This is a genomic window from Serratia sp. CY82433 (genome assembly GCF_052166535.1).
GTDB classification, from domain to species: domain Bacteria; phylum Pseudomonadota; class Gammaproteobacteria; order Enterobacterales; family Enterobacteriaceae; genus Serratia; species Serratia sarumanii.
The window spans coordinates 1-20,950 of sequence record NZ_JBJNOR010000001.1 but is presented as its reverse complement, the minus strand read 5'-3'; the positions used below and the strand labels follow the sequence as shown (position 1 = coordinate 20,950).

Sequence of the window (20,950 nt, the reverse complement as noted above, 5' to 3'; positions counted from 1 at the left end):
GCTCCTTTTAGGGCAACCGATCCTGTGGCCGCCACCAGTATGTTTGATTGAACTCTTTACGCGAGCGTTTTTCCATCCTGCGTAAATAGCCCGGAGAGAAATACTCTTGCATCTGGTTGAATATCATATGATCCAAAACAGCTTTTGTGTACCACAGGTTTTGCCCAGGGATCAGCCCCTTCACAAACTTCACAGTATCTCCGCCGGTTTGTTCGGGTTTTCCCTCGACAGCATTAAGCGGGACGCCCTGCGCCAACTTAATGGCATCGTCAACCAAACCAGCCACCGGGCCTAGCATTGAAGCCAACGCATCAGACCCGTACTTGGTGTGGTCAGAAAAGAAAAAGTCCCCGTAAAGTCCGAGGCCTCCGCCTTTTAGCAACGCATTCATCCAGAACTTAAATGATTGGTCGCCAAAAGCTTCACGGGGGTTTTTACCCGCAATCATGTCGCTGATTTGCTGAGACATAGCCCCCAAGATCGTCGTGCTAGCCAAAAACGTCGCGAGATACGCGACGCGCCCGCCCGCGGACGGCATGTTCAATGCTCGGGACCAGTGACGCATCATTACCGAAATCGGGAAAGATTTAAACAGGAACAGGCTGCGCCATAGCTCCCCATGGATAGTGCCGCGTTGCACACCCGCACCGGCAATCATCCGCTCGCGTGCGCCAGGCGAGATCACCGCCATGTCGACTTCTTCGGATACGGTGGCAAGCAGCTTACGCATCGCCTCAAACTTCACGCGCTCCGGGTTACCAAATGCCTCGAGTTTTTCATTCGGAATACGCATGATGCTTTCCGGGGTGAGCATGGTTGTATTACCTTTCCCCCAATCCTCTTGTTCGGCCAGGCGCCAAATGCTCCAGTCGCGTTCTGTAATCCCTTTGCTTTTGAGGATCCGGCCGTCATCAGCAGCAATTTTCCCAAGGCTTCCATGCTGGCGCACCAGATTACCCACGCCGCCCATCATGGTGACGCCGTAGGCGCGTTTATGGGCATCTGACCAGGCAGACAGGCCACTGGCGCGCATAACCGCGTTGGCCGTCCAGCGTGACGCCGACGGGCCCATGTTATCGGTCGCCCAGCGGTTCACGCTGCCGATCAGCGTTTCCATCGATAGGCCGGCGCCTCGCGCAAGCCGTAGCTCTTCTTTGTTCGCAGGGTTCATGGCTGCCAACTGGTTACGCAACAGCTGCGCCATGGGCAGATTGTTCACTTTGGCAGTAAGGTACATCGTGCCATTATCCGAAAGTGAAGAGATCAGCGCCGAACCGAGCCGCGTTGCAACAAGCCAGTTTCGGACGTTATCCGACCAGCGCGCGATATGTGGGTTCGCAATGGGTTGCGTTTTTCCGGCAACAAAATTGTAAAGGCTCTCGGTACTGTTACGCAGGCGATTAATACGCCCTGACCGCTGCGGGTTTGCCTCTGCTGTCTCGCTGGTCAGCTGATCCAGCAGAGACCGGAATACGTGATCGGGGTTGGGCCCGTAAGTTTCCACCAGCGCGATATCCTTGCTCACGCCATCAATGTGATTTACCAAAATGTCCCACATCGATTTTTCGCCAAAGCGCTGCTGGTATTCGAGGTAGGTTTCGGCATCACGAAAATGAATCTGCCGTTCAGCACTCCCGCGATTTGCCCGAGCGCCGGAGACCCGCAGCCCGCTGTCGCCCAGCTTGTTCATACCTCCAGTAGCGATCGTTTTGTAGGCCTCGCCCAGGAACGCAGCAAGCTCCGCATCATTCATCATCTCGCCGTTTTCTTTCACATATTTATTGCGGTCGAGTTTCCCAACGACAAAGCCCACCCATTCATCCTGTGACGCCTTGCCCACCTTCTCCATGGAATGATGCTGCGGCAGCCCCCAATCTTCCAGAAACCCTACATCGCCACCTGCATCGTTGAAACGTTGGCGCAATAGCTCCGCAACGCGTCGCCACGCTTGGGCGCCTTTTTTAGCCCGCTGATTTCCAGTTTCCTGCCCGCGCATCTCGTAGACCAGATCGCGCACGCCTTGATTGTCTTCGAACAGCTGGAAGAAGCGCGGATCGATAGCTTCGAAAAGCTCCTCCAACTGGCTCAGAGCATAATCACGGGTCGCCTTGGTTCTCGACTCTACGGAAAGAAAATTGGCCTTGCCGTCCGCGTGAAAAGCTATGGTGCGGTTTAGCGCCTCGAGCTTTCCATCCTTGCCCTGGTAGCTGTTGATGTAGTTATCAAGGCGCTGGCGCGCGGCAATGGTTAAGGCTACACGCCGCTTTTTCAGTGCGGCCTCGCGCTGCAATTCGTCGGCCGCCATCTGCCCGGCGCGCTGCATCCGTTCCGCTTCGCTAAGATTGCGCCATGAGGCTGGATCGTTACGCGCGAGGTTGCGCATATTTTTCACGATGCGATCTTCAATCCCTTTTATTTCTGCGGCGGTAAGTGGTCGCTGTGATGCTGCGGTGATCGCCTGAATGCACTCGTCTCTCATGAAATTATCTCCTCAGGAAGCAGCTCACGGCCACATCAAATAAATTTGCGTCATGTTGGGCATTGGCCACATCGCGATCGGCCTCAGCCATTAGATCGGCAGCTCTTACCACCGTTGTGCTGTCGTCTGGGTTTACGACGTGAACCTGTAGATCCGGGTTGTCGGAAATGGCGCGTTGCGCCTCCAACGTGTCGGCTTCCGCTGCGCGGAAATCATCCCCGCTAATGGCACGCTCCGCGCCCGCAATTTCATCTTGCTGGATCTGCTCTCGTGTTCTGGGTTTCGGTGTGGATAGGTAATTGGCGCCGGCCACATCGTCGAAACGAGCCGCGTTAGTGTCGCGAGTTACGGTATCAGGTAACCCCATCGCCTTACGCACCTCTTGCGATGCCAGATCGACACGCGGGCGACGCTGAATAAACTCGGCTCCATCCATCAATGAACCGACGTCTACCGGGTGCCCAGCGAGCGCATCAGTCAAGGCTTTATCCATGGCGCGGGCATGCGCATTGCGTGATAGGACGCTTACAGGAACACCAGGCGATGCCGTAACCTCATAGTTGAGGTGAGAGCTTGAAGTCAGCGCCGCGTCGATCTCTGCCGGCTCTGCGCTGCGTACCGCCACGCTTTCGCCCCGGCTATTGATAAATCGACCAAGCCCGCCGAAAGCTATGCCGAGCACGGCGTCGACCGCCAATGCCTGAGTATCGAAAACATCGTACTGGCGGGCCATATCCTCATAGCCACCGCGTCGTAGGATCTCCGCTGATAAACCCCTCTGTGCCATGCCCATCGCGACGTTGGTACCTGCGGAATAAAGCAGGTCAGGTACCGCCCGCGCAGCAGTACCGGCAGCAGCGCCTACAGCTGTACCGCCGGAAGTTAGAGCGGCGCCAACACCTTCAGCTACTGCACCACCGGCACGAAGGCCGAGAGACATAGGAAGAACTGCGCCAAGCGCCGCTGTCCCGCCAGTTACCAGCGCTTTTTCTACAGCGGTGCCATAATCCACACCGTCAGCACGAGACTTCTCGTAATCGGAAAAGCCCTGCAGGCCGCCAACCGTAGCCGCAGCGCCAGGCAAGCCACCCAACAGCGTGCCGGCCGCCGCCTGCCCGCCAACCTCCGCCAGAGAGAAAAGCACCTGCCCGGCGGTGCCGGTGGTTCCGGCGTCAGGCGTTAACGCCCGTACCTGCTGTTCCGCCAGCTTTCGCTGATTCTTGATGAAACTTTCAGAGGTGTCGTTCACCCCGAACGCATCATTAACAGCCCGTGAGATCGGCGACACAACGGCATCCACGCCAGCCCATGCAACTTGATCGGCCTGTGTACCCCCAGCGTAAAGCCCCTTGAAAGGGGCAGTGAATGCGCCCTCAAAAAAATCAGCATCTGAGCGGGCGGAGCCGATCGGGTTTTCTGCTGCCGTTGCCAGCTCCCTGTTTTGCTGCGCCTGGTTAAATCCGAAATAACTCACTGCGGTATACCTCCATTTCCGAGGCGAACGCGCTCAGCGTTGATGCGGAGCACGACCGGATTACCGTCCTTACCGAGCAGGTAGCCGGCCCCCAGCTTTATCAGGTATTGGCTGTCGCCAAAGCTTTGCAGCCCATATTGCCCAGGCGGCGCCTTGATGCCGGCATCAACGATCTGGGATTGCCACGCGGTGTTTACGGCAGAATCAAATTGCCCCTCTGACATTCCCCACGGTAGCAAAACCTCTCCCTGCCCGTTGTAATCGTAAACGCCACCCGTCGCGACGTTGATTGCCTGAGTCCATGCGTCACGGTCATATTCGCCAGAAACATCGCCCTTCTTGGCCATCAGCCCGGCGTAGTAGTCCTTGGCCACCTCATAGGCCTGTGACGCGCCGGCCGCATCTCCGGCAAAGGCATTCCCAACTGCATCAACGAAATCCGGGCGCAGATCGGAATCTTTCGGTATCTCGATTCCTTTCGTTTTGTTCTCCACCCCATTCACTTTGGTGGTGATCCCAGCCCGAGCATTCGCCCCTTCGATGATTGTTTTTGCCGCATCATCGGGGTTTACCATGGAGTCTGAGATCCATCCGGACTTACCGATCACATTACCGCTCTTACCCATAATCGCGCCCGCAACAGCAGCGGATGGGGCGTAACTGCTAACCTGCTGCAGCGCTGCGGAATACTGCGCGCCAGTCCCCAATCCCTGGCGCATCGCATCCAGGTAGGCAACTGACTGCGACGCCGGCGCGGTACGCAGCATATCGCCAATCTGCGATGCTTCTGCCTTTGAAAATACAGTTAATGGCGTTCCGTAGTGCCGGGCGATCTCCGGGGTGGCACTGGCGCGGTTTGTAAGACTACTGCCGAATAACTCAGGGGATTGCATGTCCAGCAGGTTAACCTGCTGCTGGCCGGCGGCATAAAGGATGGGATCGGCTTCACGTACCTTGTTCACGTACACCACGGCTTTTTGCAAGGTTTCGTATCGCTTAGACGATTCGGCGAACCCTTCGCCGGGTGCCGGCTCGCGTGCGTTAAGCAGCGCCTGCTGACCGCCCGGAGATAGCTGTTGTACAACCGAAATGTCGCGGCTAAGTTGGCGTGTGTCGAGGTAGCTGGCGTACTCTTTTTGCCCGGCGTCATACCCATAAGCACGGACAAACTCACCCTCGCTAAACTCTCGGGGATAGCTCTTGCCCTGGTAGGCGACGGCGTTGAAGTCTTTCAGCTCACTTTCCAGCCCGGCACGATATTCACGCTGCTGTTGGCTTAACTGACCTTGCGCCATGCTACGCAGTCGCGCCAGCTGTACCGGGTCGAGCTGAGTAACCGCTGTTGCTGCTCCAGCTGCACGCAAATTCCCACCATTTGGCTGGGGTAATGCGGTCATTCCCAATGCAGCCATAGCACCGGTGGTGATCTGCTCTTGCGAATAGGGATTGCTGCCATTTTCATGTTGGGTGATGCTGACACACAGCGCGGTAAGCGTATTGATATCGGTCAGATCAAGACGTTTGTCAGCCGGCACGCCGAGAGCCTTAGATACCGATGCCGTGTAGGCTGCAGTGTCGTTTTCGTTTGGTGGCGCCCACCGCCCGATAATTTGCTCAACCGTGGTGTAACCGCGTTTGTTGTAGGCCAGCAGATTTTTACATAGCGCGCGCAGCCCGTGTTCCGGTGTGGCGAACGAAGCAAAACGACCATCACCTTTTACTTCCCCGTCCCAGGTATTGGCAGTTTTAACCAGATTGCCCGGGTTGTTATTGCGAATGCCAAGTGGCTGCGAGCTGTTAGGTTTTACATAAAGCTTTTCCTGATCAGAATGCAGCCGTTCCGCGTATTTCGTTGCATCACTTGGATTGTCGAAGATGCCAAGGTGTTTGCCTGTTTTTTCATAAACGGCAATCGCCTCATCATCGGAAAGAATTTTTCCATCATCACTAACCGTTGGGATCAGCACTTCACCTTCATCGGTACCGATCGAAATCGTGCGAACGGTGCTGATCGTGCCATCTGAATTTTTAACCGTCGGTCGATGCAGGAGATCAATATTTCCCGACGCTACCATGCCCTGAGTATCATTTGGGGTTCCGCCAAATTGCTTCGTACCGCTATAGCGTATTGCGCCGCCGGCGTCAGATGGCTCTCCCATCAGGCGAACAGCAGTTACCGCATCCGACGCAACCAAATTTTCCATGGTTTTATATGCGGTTGTCTTAACGTAATTATTTTGTTGTTCGGTTACCTGTTCCGGCGTCCAACCGTGGGCCTTGCCATACTCGGCGATCTGCTGCTGCGCGCTACCAACCTCTAACTGATAATTAACGTTGTCACCCCAATAGCTCTGCGCACGCGTGGAGCTGTTCGCTATGGTCGACTCAAAATTACCCTGCTCCACCTGGCGGCGCTGGCTCAATTCATGGGTTAATCCTGTGCGCTCGAGCTGAATGCGCTTTGCGATTGCTTGCTGCTGGAACTGCTGGCGCATTTCCTGCGGTAAATCGGCTGCCAGTTTGTTCGCAAAGTCCTCGTACTGGCTGGTGTAGTTTTTGGTCGCACCTTCCGCATTGGTTCCCTGTTGTGCCAGTAAGCCATGGTCAGGATCGTTAACCAGCCCGTTACTGAAATCATCAAGCTGCAGCGTCAGCGCCTGCAGCTGGCTCTGGTTTTCCTGGGCAATTCGGCGCTGCTGATCTTCGGCAACACCGATCCCGACAGTCGCCAGGTGCTGCAATGCATTGGCAGGAGCACCAACGTTCCCAACGTCAATGCGCGTACGCTGCGCCTCCGGCGTCACATTGCCAAAATTTCCGGTTGGTATCCGCATCAGCGCACCCCCATATTCGAGAACATGTTATTCGACGCCGCGGTACCGGTGTTCGTCGTGGTTGTTGGATTGGCTTTTTTCCAGCCGGAGTAACCGGTGCCGGCGGCAGACAGTAGCGAGCTGCCCGCGTTGATGTAGCCGGACGTCGCCGCATTGCGGCCACTGAGTCGGTCAGCCTGCGCCTGCGCGTTGTACCGCGCGCCGGTGTTCATGCCGTTCAGGATCGTTGTGTATGCGTCCTGCTCTGCGTCGCCGGTGATGCCGGATGTGATGCGCAGCGCTGTTCCCTCGCCAGTTTCAACGCCAGACGCCGCCAGCGCCGCGTTTGCCTGTGCGGCCTGCTCACGCCCTGCCTTGCGTATCCTGTCGGCTTGTACGCGCGCTGACGCGCGAGCGGCCTCTGCATCGGCGTTTGCCTGGTCCGCCTGGTAGTTCGCCATTTTCTGCTGCTGAATACCGCCAGCGACAGCGCCGCCGGCAGCCAGCACCGACGAACCGATCACTGCCACCTCTAACCCGGTGCACATAATCAAATCTCCTTCGAATACAACAGGCCAGTGCGCGACAGGCCAAGACGTTCATACATCGCCCCGGTGCGTTCTTCGTGCACGCCGGTGGTGATACCCATATTGATAACGGCGGCGCCATGGTCAGCGGCCCACTCGATAAAGGTTTTAACCAGGCGCGGGCCGGCAGATCCGCCGCGGTGCTCAGGCGCGATAAACAGCCCGTACTCGAAAGCCATCAGCTTGCGCGAAAACCACTGCTCGGCGATGCCGCCGGCCATCCAGCCAATCACCTGCCCGCCGTGCTCGGCCACCAGCACGCATCCGCCAGGTGCGGCGATCAGGTGCTGCGCCAGCTCGGCGCATTTCTGCTCGTCAAAAGGCGAGGTTTCGGCGTAGCGCGATTCCAGGTACATGCAGGCGCCAAGCTCAATCAGTGCCGGGATATCCCCGGCGGTTGCGTTGCGGATCATTGTCAGCCCCCGTTACTGGTGAAAGTGGTAATGATGGACAGGAGGTGGAACGGCAGCGGCTGGCGCTGCTGGATCAGTAGCGTGTCCTCGCCTTTCTCCCAGCCCAATTTCCCGAAGTAGTGATCGCCGGTGAACAGCGGCGCCGGCTGGTTGAGGATTTTCGGGCCGAATGTACGGAACGGGATCACCTGACCGTTGCACTCGGCGCCAGTGGTTTCGAGGAATCGCATGGTGACTTCGCTTGTTCGCTTCTTGGCGCTCTGCGTGGTGCCCTCAGTGGTGCCAACCTCTGGCGTGAGCGTTTGGATCGTGGATTCAAAATGCAGACCGATTTCCACCCGGCGAGCTTTTCGCGTCAGGGTGATCTGCCCACCAGAAACCATCTGCATGGGCATAACAGAACCGTCAGCCACTACATCGACAGTTTGCCCCTCGAGATGGTTTAATCCTGCCCACGTCGTTGCTCCGGTCTCGCTGCTGCCGGTTACGGCGGCGTCGGTGTACAGCGTAGAATCGAACACCTCGACATAGCGCACCACCTGGCCGCCGATCTCCCGGCGAACCAGCGCGTAAACCACGTCGTTACTGTCCGACGGGATCGACGCCACGGACTCAAACCGGCCGGCGGTGATTTGGCGAGACCAGGCGATCACCTCCTGAGCCCGGTCAATTGCCATCGTCACCATCACGCCGTCGGTGCGCACCAGCCAAATAAAGGCGTCGGGCTGTTGCTGGTACGCCATATCGATCACCCCGCCGGCGGTGATGTGTTCTGCCAGCACCGTCATATCGTTGGCCGAATACGAAACAAAGCTGTCCGGGTCATAGGCCACGGCATAGAGTTTGCGGCCGGCGCGCTGTACGAACATGATTTCGGTACCGACGCGCACCGGGCGGATCCCGTTGCATCCGTATGGGCTGGGGTTTTTCACCGAGATATTTGTCGGGGTGATCGCCGCATCGTTGCCCGCGGTGATCGTGAACTCGCCGCCGTACGTCAGCGCGATCAGCGTGTTCATCTGTGCCAGGTGCACAATCGGGTTGAGTTGGTCGGAAGACAGCGTAAAGCTGATCGCCTTGTCATCGTCGGTACCCAGCTCAAAGGACAGATAAACGCCGGTTTCGCTAAACCAGATGGTTTGCGGGTACTTTATCGAACCGGCCAGAACGAGGCGCTGTTGGTGCAGGGTCACCGCGCCAGGGTAGCCATATTCGTCCGTCCAAACCGTATCCTCGCGCGTCCATGCGCCCGGCGACGCTGCCTGTGTGGCAGTTAGGTCAGTGCGGATAACGCCGACGGCAATCTGCTCGCTGGTGATGCTCTTGATCAGCACCAGGCCGCTGTTAATACGGACGTATGAGCCAACATCCTCGGCAACCCAACCGGGGCCGGTGAATGGCGCCGGATCCTCGCTGTCTTTCGGTGGCTCGTCGTCGCTCAGCATCAGCGTGATTTCTGAGCCGACAAACTCCTTAACTGACGGCTTGCACCATTTTTCCGGCGTGTCGCGGATTTCATCGAACGGCTCAACAATAAACGGGCACGGCTCGAGCACCCAATCAAGCTGCCCGCGCCGCTGCAGGCGGTGAGGTTTAACGCCTTGGTGCACCAAAAACATGGTGTCGGCGCCCTGAACGTAATTTACGGCTGGCAGCATGGCGGAGCTGTACGGGCTGGCGATTTCATACGGGGTGTTGTCGTCTTTCACCAGCTGCGCGCCGTTCTGGAAAATCCGCATGTAGCCGTCGCCAAACTCCAAAACGTACGCCTGGGAGCGGTTAAAAACGTAGGGGATCAGCCGGGCGCCGCGGTCGCCGTATTTGGCCGCTGCCGCGTAACGGGTACCAGGACGACGCATAACCCCGCCCTGCACCACGCAAACCGCATTCTCGATCTGCTTGGCGCCGTTGGCGTAACGCGCGATATCAACACGGCCCATGAGGCGCGGGGAAATCTCGCCGGCGGTGAAATTGGTTTTTATCAGGTTGGCGCGCACGGTCAGAACCTCGAATCGTAAGTTGGATAGCCGCCCAGCTCTTCCGGCGGTTCTTCCTGCCCGTCGATAGACTTGGCTTGGCGCAGTAGATAAGCCGCCTCTTGGGTCAGGCTGTCGCGCAGGCTGGCGGATGCCGTTACCGCATAGGCCAGCTTGGCCGCCATGGTGGCTTCTGCCAAATTCACCAGCGCCGAGTCCCAGGTCGATTCATCTTCGTTGCGGAAGATGTAGCGCAGGCGGATCACGTTCTGATTGGCCAGCAGCTTATTGCCTTCGATGCGGTACGGGATTTCGTCCCACTCTTCGCCGACGGACAGGATGCGGATCAGGTCACCGGGCAACGGGAATTGAAAGCCGAAACCAAACGCCGGCGCCGTACTGCTGGGTGAAAGCACCACGCGTTTAACCGCGCAATTCCATGGGTGCTTGCGCAGCAGGTCATTGCGCACGGTCGGGTAGATATTGGAGCACAGGCGGGCGTGTTCGCTGTTTTCGTCGAAGCTGTTGATCGGGTGCGCACCGAGCGCGAGCAATGCGTTTGAGCAGATAGAAATACTGGAAGCCATAGCGGTACCTCATGAAAAAGGCCGGGGTGTTACCCCCGGCAAGGGAGCGCTGGCATTAAGCGGTGAAGTCGATCGCGACAACCTTGTTTTCGGCTGCGCGGCCGGCGCCGTAGGACGCATCGACAGAGATCTGAATGGTATTGTTCTTGTCGCGGCGCGGGCCGATATCGGTGTTGTACTCGGCACCGGTACCGAAATGCACTGCAGACTTACACCAGGCGGCGGCAGTCTTGGTGGTGACAGCCGGATCGCCGGAGCTGGCCGAATCCAGTTTTTCGTATGCCAACCACTTGAAGCCCAACCAGTTGCCGGACACCGCACCTTCCTGCAGCATTTTCACCGCCATGAAATCGGCGCTGGTCAGGGTGGTATCGCTCAGGATCTGCGTCAGCATGTCGGCGTTGTACGTGATGAACAGCTCTTCGCCGTTCTGTTCGTCACACTCGTTGCGGCGGAACATGGCCTTAGCGGCGATCAGCTTGGCCTTGGTCATGCCGGTACCGCCGGCCACAATCTTCTGAGACGCCGGCAGCGCCACAGGAGCGTAGGCGCCAGTGTTCGAGGTTTTGCGCAGGACGGTATCCAGCAACGCGCGGTAAATCACGTCGTCCTTTTTGCGGTTCGCGGCCGCCAGGGTCAGTTGCAGATATGGCCCCTGCGGGTCGGCGATCAGCTTGCGCAGGTCGCGTTTTTCCACCGGCACGAACACGCCGTAATCCGCCATCAGCGCGTTACGGGTACCCGCTTCAGGCAGATCCCAAACCGTATCACCGAATCGCTCGGTGATTGGGTTCATTTCGATGGTGCCCATGTCGTTGATGGTGAACGATGCGCCGGTGATCGTACCGCGATCGTGTACGGCAGCCTGCAGGCGCGAGTCCTTCTGTTGAGACTGAATTTCGAAAGAATCATGGAACTGCTGCACAAAGGCGGCGGTGATCATGTTCTTGTTCGGATCAAAAGCCATTTTTTATCACTCCAAAGATTATCGCCTGCGAGGTATCGGTTTCCCGGCTCGGTTCAACGCTGGCCGGTTGGCGCTTACGGGCAGCGGGGAATCAGGTATCCGGCTACCACGCCGGGCTGTTGGCGTGAGGATCGGTTAGGTTGGCGTTCGAAATCTTGAGTAAATGAAAACGCCAGCGGTTTGGCTGGCGCTTGGTGTTGCGGGGTGGCGGCTACGCGATGGTATGATCGCCGTAGGTTTTCTGGTAGAACGCGCGCACCTGTGCAGATACACGTTCGTGATCGGCGTGTTTCGGGTTGGTGTATGCCTCGGACTTCATCAGGTCGCGGATGCTCTGCTGTTCTTCGAGATTGATTTGTCCATTGCCTACGGGGGTGTCCTCGCCCATCTCCGCCCCGATTTTCGCCAGCATGCGGATAACCATCGGGTTGTTGCCGATCTCGTCCATCTTGCCTTGGTCGGCAGGGTCGGCCAGCGACATAAACGCGCGGTGCGCCAGCCCGATATTTTTCTGGAATTCCGCATCGGTTTTCCACGTGCCGCGCAGCTCAGTAGCCGCCGCCTCTTGATCCAACTCAGCAGCTCCACCCACCAGCGCCGGAGCGCGGCTCATGTACTCACCGAGGATAAAGCCCATCTGATCGTTAGTGATGCCCTTGGCGTGCGCCGCCTTGAGGAATCCCTGCATCTCAGGGTCAGCCTTGAACTCGTCCCACTTGAAGCCCTCGGCCTCTACCTTCGGGGAATATTCTTCGACAGTTTTCGGCGGAACGTCGCCGCTACCGAAGCGCTTGGAGAGGTGCGAATAAGCATCCGCCAGCTTGCGCGCCGAGTCTTGCAGGTTAAATTTTCCATCAGCGCCGCTGGTGCGGTACTTCTCAGGAATAAAATCACCCTCGGCCGGTTGGTTTTGAGCACCGGTGCTGAGCAGAGAATTACCGCCAGCATCACCAGTATCTGGTTTATCCGCATCGCCATTCCCCCCAGCGTCAGCGCCTACATCTGCATTCATGAAAAGGTGTTTAAGCTTCCACATCGTCGTTTACTCCGTCTGCCAGATTAAGCTGGCGCAAAATGAAATCGAGCACATCGCGTTGCCCGGCCTTAAAACAGGTTTGGCGGTCGCCCTCAGGGCCGCCCTTCACAAAAATCGACCCGCCGAAGCGCCGGGTTAATTCGTCCAGCACCTCGGCGCCGCCGGCCGTTTCTTCAAACAGCCGCTTGTAATCCAGTGGTGAAACTTTCTTGATTCCCATCAGCCCCCCGCCAGTTGTTGGCCAATTGCTTCACCGGCGCTTTGCCCTACGGCGCCGGCTGCCTGCTGGCCCGCCTGCATCAGCAATGCCTGTTGTTGCTGTTGCTGCTGCGCCTTGGCGCGCTGGTCGCGCAGCGTGGACACGTCCGCCGACGAGCGCATAACTTTGGCTGGCACACCCAGCGCCTCGCCGACAACGCGGCTTGCTTCGTCGCTGTCCATGTTGTCGATAATGTCCGGGTAAACCTGAACCAGCTGCATAACGTTCTGGGCGTAACGCTCAATCGCTGTGACGTCTTCCAGTTTCTGCGCGCGCGCCAGCGGCGAGATATAACGCACATTGAAGTTAGCGGCGTTCATGCTCTCCGGCGGTTCAGGGAACACGCCAGCGCGAAACGCGATACCGAAACAGCGCTCAACCAGCGGCTGCAGGTATTCCGCTTGGAATCGGCCGTACACCGGTCCCAGCAACTGGCGGATTAGCGCGACGCGCACATGCACCTCGGTGGCCGTCATGGCCGGGCCGTCCTGTGGCTGCAGCTGGTCGGCCATCATGATCTTGCGGATTGACGCCTGCAGACGTTCCTCAGCGGTAAATGCGACATTGAAATCGGAGCCGGTGAGCAGCGGCTTCATGCTGTCGACGCTGTTGGCCACGATGATGCGGCGCGGCCCTACTTTGACCGTTCGAGGGTTAAGCACGCCGTCATCCTCGGCGATCCACATGCCGGAAATCGCCAAGTCCTGCGCGGCTTTCTCCATACGTTTGGTTTCGTTCAGTTCCTTGCAATCTGGCAGCGCGTCATAAACCGGGCCGATGCCGTACGAACCGCCGGGGATTTTCATCCAGCGCGGCACGCAGCACGGGAATTCGTGATAGCCGGATTCGCGCACCACTTTTTTTGCGGTCACATCAATGTTGAACGACGCGAAGCGCAGGTTTTTGGCCAGGCGCGCGTTAACCATGTAATTCGTGCGAGGGAAAATCGCGTGCAGAAAATCAAATTTGTCGTCTGGTTTTTTCTTAGCGGCGTCGCGTATCTTCTCGCTTACCGCATCCTGGCCAAACTCGGCGATCGCTTGTTCCGCGGTCAGTTGGTAGCAGCGGAAAATCGTATCAACGATGCCGTCTTTGCGAGTCGATGCGACGTAGCACTGCGCCAATGGCCACTGCTGGAATGAATAGCCGCCCTCGTCCCGGTCTTCATCGACGTACAGCACAAACCAGCCAGCGCACACCACATCGAGATTTGCTTCATAACCCTCGGCGTCGAAGTTGGCCGCGTGGATGTTTTCCCACACCAGTGTTGCGCAGGTAGAAAGCCACGCCTTGGCGTCGTCCGGCAGGGATTCACTGTCGAGATTCAGCCACCGCGCGTTAGCCGGCGTCATACCGGACATGAGAGCGGACGCCAGCATGCGCGAGCTATCGGTCGCCGTGCCGTCCAGCAGCTTGGCCACCTTGTGCTTTGCGCTCTGGGCGTCCAGCACCTCAGACGAGAAACCAGCGCCGCGCAGCGGGTACGTGTAGTCGTAGCATTCCCGCCAGACGCTTTCATGCATCTGACGGGTAGCCTTGAGCGTATTCACGCGTTTAATCAGCCTTGCGGCGGTGTCGCCCATCAATCACGCCCCTAACGTTGATTTATTGCCTGCCGCCTGAGCACCACTTGCGAGCAGTGAATCACCAGCATCTGCGGCGCCCTGCGCACCGCTGGCCAGCAACGAGGAGCCTTTCTTGCGCTTCTTGCGGTTTGCTGCGTCAGCGTTTGAGGCTTTCGCCGCGGCGTCTGCTGCTGCGTCTGCCTCGGCCTGCGGGTCGGTCTGTACTACTTTCGGTGCAGATCCACACATAGCGGTTTCCTTAGCCTGGTACGTGCCAGCCGTGTTCGGTTAAAACAGGTTTGCCTGGTGCCGGCTGCTTCTTGCCCTCTTCGTTCGTCACCATCGGGCCGGCGCCGCCGGTAGCCACATCGGTGACTTTCTTCACCAGGGTGAGGAATTCGAGGTTATCGGTCAGGCGGTGACCGTCAGCGTCGAGGAACTCCAGCCCTTCGAATCGAGCGATGATTGCTGCCCCCTGTTCATTCAGGCCGGAAAGGATCGCGTTGCGCTCTTCAAGTGCTGCGCCGTCGAGCAGCTTTGCAACGCGCTGCTGCACGGTACCCTCGGTGACTGTTGCGCCAGCGCTGGCCGCGTTGAGCTGCTCAGGGGTGTTAGCGGGTCCGGGGATACCCGCGCCAGCGTCACCGCCGATCAGGTCGCTGTCGTCGTCCTGGGGGGCTTCTTGGCCGGGGGTTTCAATCTTGACGTTCTTACGTGCCATGGGGAGTTACTCCGATTGGAATGGTACGCAGAGTGTCAAGCGGGCTCGCGTTCGAATTCTTGACTAAATGGATAATTGGGCTGAAATCGGAGCTATTTAACATAATGAGCCTTACGCGCACCGGCGAAAATGCACTCGACGCAAAACCACAGTGAAGGCCGCAAAAGGGATAGTTTTCTTGGCGAAAAGGCGGGGTATTTGACTACAACATTTTGGTAACAAATCGCGGGGTTTGGGGTTGGAGCAAATCCGTATGCTAACCCCGTATTTTTGACAGTTTTCCCTAACGCTTGCGGTAACGGCTGTATGGCTCCCGACTGTACGGCAACTGGTGCGCTTCGTGCTCGGTCACCAGCTCCCACAACCGGATCAGCGCCTCGCCCTCGGCATAGCGCGGCTGGTTGCCCTGCTTCCAGTAGAACACCGTCGAGGGCGCAACGTCCAGGTGGTTAGCGATAACCCGCTGCGTCATGCCAGAGCGCTCTACGTCGGTGATTATCCTGAACCAATCCACATGCATGGTGGCCTCCTGTTGGCGGTCTGCAAACGCGCGCCCGCGCGAGGGTAGAGAGGGGTTTAATCTGGATTTAACCCCGTTCGCGCTTGCCGCTTAAATGCATCCCGCTAATTGTTCGTAGTTATTTGCAAAAATCTGCATATTCGCCCTGTAACCACCTGCAACCACCTGTAACCACCTTTTCTTAACCTTTCCAAGAAGGCCCCTATATATATAATGGGGTTTATAGCTTTAAGGTGGTTACAGTGGTTACAGTGGTTACAGGCATTGAATTTAAAGGGCTGTCGAGCGTAACCACCCGAAGGGCTAAGTGGTTACAGGTGGTTACGCCTGCTCCCAAATACGCTGCACTTTCCCTTCCACCCTCCGTAAAACACGCTGATAACCGCAAGCTTGCAAAATACTGCTGATTCGCATTTCTTCGCGTTTGCCGATGTTCTTAGGGTCGAGGTTCAGCGCGTCCCTCAAAACGTCCGTAGCGCGTAAAAATTCGCGACTTCGTGGCGTCGCTTCCGTCATGAGATCGGGTTCGTCCAGCCAACACTCGACCGTCTCGAGCCATGCGTCCTTAATCGTGTACTGTTCGTGCACGGCGGTGGCCAGGCGCTCGGCCTCGCGGAACTGGACGCCGCCCAACTGTTTGAAGGTGTCGCGTGCTTCCGCCCATAGCTGCAACACATCCGCGTGTATGGCGTCGACATTCACCTCGGTGACGCGTACCGGCAGCCACCGGCGGTTGCCGGTCTTGTCGGCCAGGAACTCGTCCTCGTTGGTGGTACCGATGAACACCAGCCGACGCGGGAACTGTGTCGCGAACTCGCGGTATTTGGGGATCCAGTTTTCGTGCGTGCGTGTAATGAAGGCCTTGATGGATTCCAGCTCGCGGGTATTGAGCCCGCGCAGTTCGCCTATCTCGGCCACCAGGCGGCCACGCATCTTGCGCGCCAGGTCGTCGTCTTTCTCGGCGAACGATACCTCCGTGAAGAACGCAGGGTCGGGCGACAGCGCCGCCACGCCGCTGGACTTCTTAACGCCCTGCTCGCCCACCAGAATCGGCACCATATCCGCCTTGCACCCGGGCGACAGCACCCGGCCGGCGAGCGCAGTCCACATGTACAGCGATACCGCGCGGGTGTAAGCGCTGTCCTCGGTACCAAAATGAGTGTGGTAGAAGCGGTTGATACGCTGCACGCCGTCCCATTTGAGCGACTCGAGCCATGTCATGGCGCTATCGAATGGCTGTTCGTCGGCGGCCAGCATCACCACGTCGCGAATCAGCTCGCGGCCAATAGGTTTGAAGCCGCGGCGCTCCATTGTGATGCGCAGGCGGGAGTAGTCCGGGTCGCCGAACGACTGCCATTGGTCAGCACCATCGGGCGCGAACATGATTTCGTCGCGGAATTGGTCGAAGCGGATCTGCAGGCCGCAGAAATCAGGCCGCATTACCGCTTTGGCGGCGTTGTCGATGGTTGATTCAATCTGCCCGAACTTGTCGCGCTTAAACGTCGGCAGCGGCGCAGGCTCGGTCACTTCCACCGGCAGTGCTTCGAAATCGCTGTCGCGGAATCCTATCTCGTTGAGGTAGTCACCATCGTTGCGGTGCGCGCAGCTGGCGTGCAGGCATTTGAAATGCCCCATCTCAAAACCGGCAGTACCGCCGGGGAAATACACTGTTGAGGTGGTGTCTGTGGCGGAACTGTGGCCATCTTCGAACGGGCAACGGATGTAACGCTCACCGCTGGCGCCAAAATCCAGCGTCCAGCCGTTGGCGTCGAGATAATCCGCCACTTCATCCGTGGCGCCGGGTGTGGTAACGCTGCGGTCGCGCAGGCGCCCCGCACCGGCCTCAGTCGACGTTTCCACCGGCAGCGCGGCAGCCAGCGCCGCCCAAAGGGCTTCGAGCTGCTCCGCAGTGACGACTGGCGGCTCCTCTGGCAGGCCGCCATCCCATTCGATGCGCACGCCGCTGGGGTGAGTGCCCGCGACAACAGCCTGTTGCCCGTCAGCCAACAACTCAATGATGCCGTTATCTGCCGCCAGGCGGTGAATGCGTTTGCGGTAATCGCCGCTTATCGCCAGCAGATACAGGCACTTGTTGCTGTTCGCCCGGTGCCGGCGCGGCGGTAGCACGCCAAGGTGCTCGAGCAGCAGATCGCGAACGACGGCCTGCACCTCAGACACTTCGCTATCGCAGTCCAGCGCCAGCCAGCCGCTACCGGTTCGCGCGCAAATACCGTAATCAGGCTCGGCAGACCAACGCTCCAAATCGCCGGCGCCGATGGTCAATTGCGTCCAGTTTTTGACGCCAATAACCCGCCGCTTGTGATCGTACTGGCTGGGTGTTTTACCCAGCGCTTTCATCTTTGTAACAGGGGATAGCGTCGCCGCAGGGTCACACACAACCGGCAGCAGGTTGTCGCTGCGGCCGAGGATCAGGTCGAAGTGGAACCACTCTTCAGGCGTTGCCCCCCAAATATTATTTTTCGGCATGGGTTACGCCTTATCGCTTGTGCATTCGCCTGTCAGCAACCAATCAGGATCGCATTGCAACGCTTTCGCCAATTCGAGAATAAAGCTGGTTCGCCCCGCCCGCCCCGATTCAATGTACTGAATAGATTGCTGACGCACGCCAACACGCTCAGCCAGCGCGGTCTGGGTGATGCCCAGTGTCTTACGGCGGTCTTTTATGCGAGAAGCAAGGGTAGAAGTGTCCATAAATAAAGCCTCGGGATTAACAGGTTTACTTGTAATTAGTTCACAAGCACCATGGTTTGTCAAATACAGATGTATCTGTAATCATCAGCGGAAGATAAAGGAGCTTTAAAATGAATCTGGCAAGCCGAGCTAAGAAACGTCGTCTGGAACTGAACCTGACACAGGCTGAGGTGGCGCAGCGCGCGGGAGTCGCTCAACAGTCGATTGAAGCAATTGAAAACGGTAAGACTAGAAAACCCCGTAACCTAATCCCCTTAGCTGCGGCACTACAGTGTGATCCTAAGTGGTTATTGCTCGGCGGAGACGTCGTGACTGACTACAATTACGGTGCACGAAAGGTGCCTATTTTGAGCTACGTCCAGGCAGGACTTTTCGCGGCAGAAGAATCATTGGAAATAGACGGAGATTTTGAGTACGTGCTCACAACAGCAGAGCTGTCGGAACGTTCCTTTGCGCTTCGGATCCGAGGGGACTCTATGGAACCAGAGTTTAAAGAAGGGGACATAGTGATAATTGACACTGAAGTCTACCCAACCCCGGGAGAATTTGTCGCAGCCAGCAACGGTTCACATGAAGCCACATTTAAAAAGTATCGTCCGATAGGGATTGACTCAAAGGGGAAAGAAAATTTCGAGCTCGTACCTTTAAACAGCGACTATCCAATATGCCGTTCCTGGGAGAAACCTGTAAGCATCATTGGCACTATGGTAGAACACCGCATCTTCCGCAGAAAACGATAAGCGCATAATCAAATCCCAACAAGGGGGCTTTTTAGCCCTCTTTTTTATTGCCTAAAAACAGGTAATTAGGTACTACATGCACAATTTTACAAATACACATGTTGACTGCGTAACAGGTTTACTTGTATTTTTAACTCGTAGTCGAACGGCGCGACTTTAAACCATGCGTCGGAACCGCGGCGGGGCAAGGAGCCGGCAATGCGGGGCAAAGTGAACTTATCAAGCGTCCCGTGGGGCGCTTCATTAAGACCACTACAGCAGAGGGTTACACGATGACTAACGAGAAATTCAGTAAAGACGCATATGAAACGGCTGTTGAATTCAACGTTCAGCAACGTTTTGCGGCGATGTTGGTTCACACAGGAAACTTTAACGTGAATCGTCGTGGCGCTGACATGGTTTCGTTCATTGCTGATCGGAAAGCTGACTATCAAACAGCCCACCCTGACATGCTGACTGCGGGACAAACCATAGTTAACCAGCAACATTTCACCGATTTTATTTGTTCCGGGATTTGGCGTAGTACCGACAGCCAAAGCGGCAGGGCTACAAAGGGTAAAATGATGGAATTACAAAGAGTTTTAAACACAGAAGTTATTATCGGTGACATTGTTCACGCGCATGGTGCGGTCTTTAAAGTGATAAAAGTACTCAGTTTCCCCGGGGCGGGAACTGACGGAAAAGATGTAGCGGCAAATATTGCTGAATGGGTATCCGGCAGAATTGAACCGGGCTACTTCGGACCTGGCAGAGAATGGAATTTCCAAGGCAATGACAGAGTAACGCAACTAATTGAACCCCGCTAATCGACTAACACTCACCGCGCCCTACGGGGCGATCCACTACAGCAGGGGTTACACGATGACCATCTACCATGCGGCAAAGAACAGCCTCCCAATGTGCGGACAACGCGGACAAATTGGCGGCTTCTACGCCTGCACAATTAGCCCAAAGGGTTGGAATCAGTTGCCAGATGAGCAGAAATGCAAGAAGTGCATTGCAAAGATAAAAGCAAAGAAATCCACTACTAAGTAACACCCACCGCGCCCTACGGGGCGCACCAACAGGACCACCACACCATGAAATCCCTACATTTCATCCATTCAGGCGTCAGCGGCTGCGCTGAAGTGTCTGGCGCCACCGTCTTCGTGCGCTATGCCGGCGCCGGTTTCCACCTGTCAGCCACCAAAGACGGCCTGCGCAAGAAGATCATGGCCGAGCTGGCAAAAGCTGGCCTGCTGCCGAAAACAATCCGCTCGTGAAATTCCCTTGCTGTGAGAAGCATTTGCCCCGCGCGCCGGGGCTTTTTTTTTCTATCTGAAAGCGCATCCGGCTAACCGCTACGCCTCGCCCGCTGGCGGCGGGTGCGCTCCCCGATAGCAAAAGGAGCCTTCCCCATGAATTCCTTGAAACAGATGCAACACCGTCACCGTGTGACTGGTGCGGATTTTCACACCCCGAAAACGCGCGGCCTGCTGTACCCGCTGGTTTTGCTGTGCGTTGCCTTTTTCATCCTCCACTTAGCGAGATAGTAGAATGCAAATCACTACCTACAAGGGTTTCAAGCAAGACCTCACCTGCCGCGGCTTTCAGTTCGAGATGGGCAAAACGTTCGAGCACAAAGGCAAGGTAGAGGCCTGCTCGGGCGGCTTCCACTCCTGCGAGTACCCGCTCGACTGCTTCAGCTACTACCCACCTGCGGAAAGCCGTTACGCCGAGACCATCGCCACCGGTGAGGTCAGTCGTGAAGATGGCGGTGACAGCAAGATCGCCAGCGCCACCATCACGATCAAAGCGGAAATTTCCATGCACCAAATGGTGACCCGCGCGATTGATTGGATCTGGAGCAAGGTTGACAGGTCGTTAGAACAGACCAACACCGGCGACTACTCGGCGGCCAGCAACACCGGCGACTACTCGGCGGCCAGCAACACCGGCGACTACTCGGCGGCCATCAACACCGGCGACTACTCGGCGGCCAGCAACACCGGCGACTACTCGGCGGCCAGCAACACCGGCGACTACTCGGCGGCCAGCAACACCGGCGACTACTCGGCGGCCAGCAACACCGGCGACTACTCGGCGGCCAGCAACACCGGCG

The 20,950-nt window shown here is 57.3% G+C and carries 21 protein-coding genes; 5 read left to right on the top strand and 16 right to left on the bottom strand.

Features of this window, described 5'->3' with window-relative positions; translation table 11 throughout:
* Positions 1 to 7: 7 nt before the first annotated feature.
* The 16 genes from ACJ8PI_RS00105 to ACJ8PI_RS00030 all read right to left on the bottom strand — a co-directional run bounded on the left by ACJ8PI_RS00105 (position 8) and on the right by ACJ8PI_RS00030 (position 18,109).
* A complete protein-coding gene (locus tag ACJ8PI_RS00105) occupies positions 8 to 2,479 on the bottom strand; it encodes a hypothetical protein (protein ID WP_442528069.1) in 2,472 nt (823 codons plus the stop codon).
* 4 nt (positions 2,480 to 2,483) lie between these two features.
* Positions 2,484 to 3,953: a hypothetical protein gene (locus ACJ8PI_RS00100; RefSeq protein WP_442528068.1), complete on the bottom strand. Its 1,470-nt coding sequence runs from the start codon at positions 3,951 to 3,953 to the stop codon at positions 2,484 to 2,486.
* A complete protein-coding gene (locus tag ACJ8PI_RS00095) occupies positions 3,950 to 6,787 on the bottom strand; it encodes a hypothetical protein (RefSeq protein ID WP_442528067.1) in 2,838 nt (945 codons plus the stop codon). The genes ACJ8PI_RS00100 and ACJ8PI_RS00095 overlap by 4 nt, the downstream gene beginning before the upstream one ends.
* A complete protein-coding gene (locus tag ACJ8PI_RS00090) occupies positions 6,787 to 7,314 on the bottom strand; it encodes a hypothetical protein (RefSeq protein ID WP_019456272.1) in 528 nt (175 codons plus the stop codon). The genes ACJ8PI_RS00095 and ACJ8PI_RS00090 overlap by 1 nt, the downstream gene beginning before the upstream one ends.
* 2 nt (positions 7,315 to 7,316) lie before the next feature.
* Positions 7,317 to 7,766: a GNAT family N-acetyltransferase gene (locus ACJ8PI_RS00085; protein WP_442528066.1), complete on the bottom strand. Its 450-nt coding sequence runs from the start codon at positions 7,764 to 7,766 to the stop codon at positions 7,317 to 7,319.
* Positions 7,767 to 7,768: 2 nt separating this feature from the next.
* On the bottom strand, positions 7,769 to 9,763 hold the full coding sequence (locus ACJ8PI_RS00080; protein WP_442528065.1) for a hypothetical protein: 1,995 nt from the start codon (positions 9,761 to 9,763) through the stop codon (positions 7,769 to 7,771).
* Between the two features lie 2 nt (positions 9,764 to 9,765).
* Positions 9,766 to 10,329: a hypothetical protein gene (locus tag ACJ8PI_RS00075; RefSeq protein ID WP_442528064.1), complete on the bottom strand. Its 564-nt coding sequence runs from the start codon at positions 10,327 to 10,329 to the stop codon at positions 9,766 to 9,768.
* Positions 10,330 to 10,384: 55 nt separating this feature from the next.
* Complete coding sequence (locus ACJ8PI_RS00070) at positions 10,385 to 11,296, bottom strand: phage capsid protein (protein WP_442528063.1); 912 nt, start codon at positions 11,294 to 11,296, stop codon at positions 10,385 to 10,387.
* A 211-nt stretch (positions 11,297 to 11,507) separates the two neighbouring features.
* The gene (locus ACJ8PI_RS00065) at positions 11,508 to 12,332 is read right to left on the bottom strand and encodes a hypothetical protein (RefSeq protein ID WP_442528062.1); all 825 of its coding nucleotides are present in this window, start codon (positions 12,330 to 12,332) and stop codon (positions 11,508 to 11,510) included.
* On the bottom strand, positions 12,319 to 12,552 hold the full coding sequence (locus ACJ8PI_RS00060) for a Bbp19 family protein (RefSeq protein ID WP_047568214.1): 234 nt from the start codon (positions 12,550 to 12,552) through the stop codon (positions 12,319 to 12,321). The genes ACJ8PI_RS00065 and ACJ8PI_RS00060 overlap by 14 nt, the downstream gene beginning before the upstream one ends.
* The gene (locus tag ACJ8PI_RS00055; protein ID WP_442528061.1) at positions 12,552 to 14,174 is read right to left on the bottom strand and encodes a portal protein; all 1,623 of its coding nucleotides are present in this window, start codon (positions 14,172 to 14,174) and stop codon (positions 12,552 to 12,554) included. Before ACJ8PI_RS00055 ends, ACJ8PI_RS00060 begins: the two co-directional genes overlap by 1 nt.
* A gap of 3 nt (positions 14,175 to 14,177) precedes the next feature.
* Complete coding sequence (locus ACJ8PI_RS00050) at positions 14,178 to 14,405, bottom strand: hypothetical protein (protein WP_442528060.1); 228 nt, start codon at positions 14,403 to 14,405, stop codon at positions 14,178 to 14,180.
* Positions 14,406 to 14,415: 10 nt separating this feature from the next.
* Positions 14,416 to 14,877: a hypothetical protein gene (locus ACJ8PI_RS00045; protein ID WP_442528059.1), complete on the bottom strand. Its 462-nt coding sequence runs from the start codon at positions 14,875 to 14,877 to the stop codon at positions 14,416 to 14,418.
* 283 nt (positions 14,878 to 15,160) lie between these two features.
* Complete coding sequence (locus tag ACJ8PI_RS00040; RefSeq protein WP_342184450.1) at positions 15,161 to 15,397, bottom strand: hypothetical protein; 237 nt, start codon at positions 15,395 to 15,397, stop codon at positions 15,161 to 15,163.
* A gap of 321 nt (positions 15,398 to 15,718) precedes the next feature.
* Complete coding sequence (locus tag ACJ8PI_RS00035; protein WP_442528058.1) at positions 15,719 to 17,884, bottom strand: VapE domain-containing protein; 2,166 nt, start codon at positions 17,882 to 17,884, stop codon at positions 15,719 to 15,721.
* 3 nt (positions 17,885 to 17,887) lie between these two features.
* The gene (locus ACJ8PI_RS00030) at positions 17,888 to 18,109 is read right to left on the bottom strand and encodes a helix-turn-helix domain-containing protein (protein ID WP_346421118.1); all 222 of its coding nucleotides are present in this window, start codon (positions 18,107 to 18,109) and stop codon (positions 17,888 to 17,890) included.
* A gap of 110 nt (positions 18,110 to 18,219) precedes the next feature.
* Here ACJ8PI_RS00030 and ACJ8PI_RS00025 point away from each other — a divergent pair, with 110 nt between their 5' ends.
* The 5 genes from ACJ8PI_RS00025 to ACJ8PI_RS00005 form a co-directional block, all read left to right on the top strand.
* The gene (locus tag ACJ8PI_RS00025; RefSeq protein ID WP_442528057.1) at positions 18,220 to 18,849 is read left to right on the top strand and encodes a LexA family protein; all 630 of its coding nucleotides are present in this window, start codon (positions 18,220 to 18,222) and stop codon (positions 18,847 to 18,849) included.
* A 272-nt stretch (positions 18,850 to 19,121) separates the two neighbouring features.
* Complete coding sequence (locus ACJ8PI_RS00020; RefSeq protein ID WP_442528056.1) at positions 19,122 to 19,655, top strand: hypothetical protein; 534 nt, start codon at positions 19,122 to 19,124, stop codon at positions 19,653 to 19,655.
* A gap of 55 nt (positions 19,656 to 19,710) precedes the next feature.
* On the top strand, positions 19,711 to 19,884 hold the full coding sequence (locus tag ACJ8PI_RS00015) for a hypothetical protein (protein WP_442528055.1): 174 nt from the start codon (positions 19,711 to 19,713) through the stop codon (positions 19,882 to 19,884).
* Positions 19,885 to 19,928: 44 nt separating this feature from the next.
* Positions 19,929 to 20,111, top strand: coding sequence for a hypothetical protein (locus ACJ8PI_RS00010; protein WP_442528054.1), 183 nt, complete (start codon positions 19,929 to 19,931; stop codon positions 20,109 to 20,111).
* Between the two features lie 274 nt (positions 20,112 to 20,385).
* A partial coding sequence (locus ACJ8PI_RS00005) for a DUF7666 domain-containing protein (protein WP_442528053.1) occupies positions 20,386 to 20,950 on the top strand: 565 nt, incomplete at its 3' end.

Coding starts and splice junctions, on each gene's coding strand:
- ACJ8PI_RS00105 (WP_442528069.1), bottom strand. CDS start 2,479: ATGAGAGACGAGTGCATTCAGGCGATCACCGCAGCATCACAGCGACCA.
- ACJ8PI_RS00095 (WP_442528067.1), bottom strand. CDS start 6,787: ATGCGGATACCAACCGGAAATTTTGGCAATGTGACGCCGGAGGCGCAG.
- ACJ8PI_RS00090 (WP_019456272.1), bottom strand. CDS start 7,314: ATGTGCACCGGGTTAGAGGTGGCAGTGATCGGTTCGTCGGTGCTGGCT.
- ACJ8PI_RS00085 (WP_442528066.1), bottom strand. CDS start 7,766: ATGATCCGCAACGCAACCGCCGGGGATATCCCGGCACTGATTGAGCTT.
- ACJ8PI_RS00075 (WP_442528064.1), bottom strand. CDS start 10,329: ATGGCTTCCAGTATTTCTATCTGCTCAAACGCATTGCTCGCGCTCGGT.
- ACJ8PI_RS00070 (WP_442528063.1), bottom strand. CDS start 11,296: ATGGCTTTTGATCCGAACAAGAACATGATCACCGCCGCCTTTGTGCAG.
- ACJ8PI_RS00065 (WP_442528062.1), bottom strand. CDS start 12,332: ATGTGGAAGCTTAAACACCTTTTCATGAATGCAGATGTAGGCGCTGAC.
- ACJ8PI_RS00060 (WP_047568214.1), bottom strand. CDS start 12,552: ATGGGAATCAAGAAAGTTTCACCACTGGATTACAAGCGGCTGTTTGAA.
- ACJ8PI_RS00055 (WP_442528061.1), bottom strand. CDS start 14,174: ATGGGCGACACCGCCGCAAGGCTGATTAAACGCGTGAATACGCTCAAG.
- ACJ8PI_RS00050 (WP_442528060.1), bottom strand. CDS start 14,405: ATGTGTGGATCTGCACCGAAAGTAGTACAGACCGACCCGCAGGCCGAG.
- ACJ8PI_RS00045 (WP_442528059.1), bottom strand. CDS start 14,877: ATGGCACGTAAGAACGTCAAGATTGAAACCCCCGGCCAAGAAGCCCCC.
- ACJ8PI_RS00040 (WP_342184450.1), bottom strand. CDS start 15,397: ATGCATGTGGATTGGTTCAGGATAATCACCGACGTAGAGCGCTCTGGC.
- ACJ8PI_RS00035 (WP_442528058.1), bottom strand. CDS start 17,884: ATGCCGAAAAATAATATTTGGGGGGCAACGCCTGAAGAGTGGTTCCAC.
- ACJ8PI_RS00030 (WP_346421118.1), bottom strand. CDS start 18,109: ATGGACACTTCTACCCTTGCTTCTCGCATAAAAGACCGCCGTAAGACA.
- ACJ8PI_RS00025 (WP_442528057.1), top strand. CDS start 18,220: ATGAATCTGGCAAGCCGAGCTAAGAAACGTCGTCTGGAACTGAACCTG.
- ACJ8PI_RS00020 (WP_442528056.1), top strand. CDS start 19,122: ATGACTAACGAGAAATTCAGTAAAGACGCATATGAAACGGCTGTTGAA.
- ACJ8PI_RS00015 (WP_442528055.1), top strand. CDS start 19,711: ATGACCATCTACCATGCGGCAAAGAACAGCCTCCCAATGTGCGGACAA.
- ACJ8PI_RS00010 (WP_442528054.1), top strand. CDS start 19,929: ATGAAATCCCTACATTTCATCCATTCAGGCGTCAGCGGCTGCGCTGAA.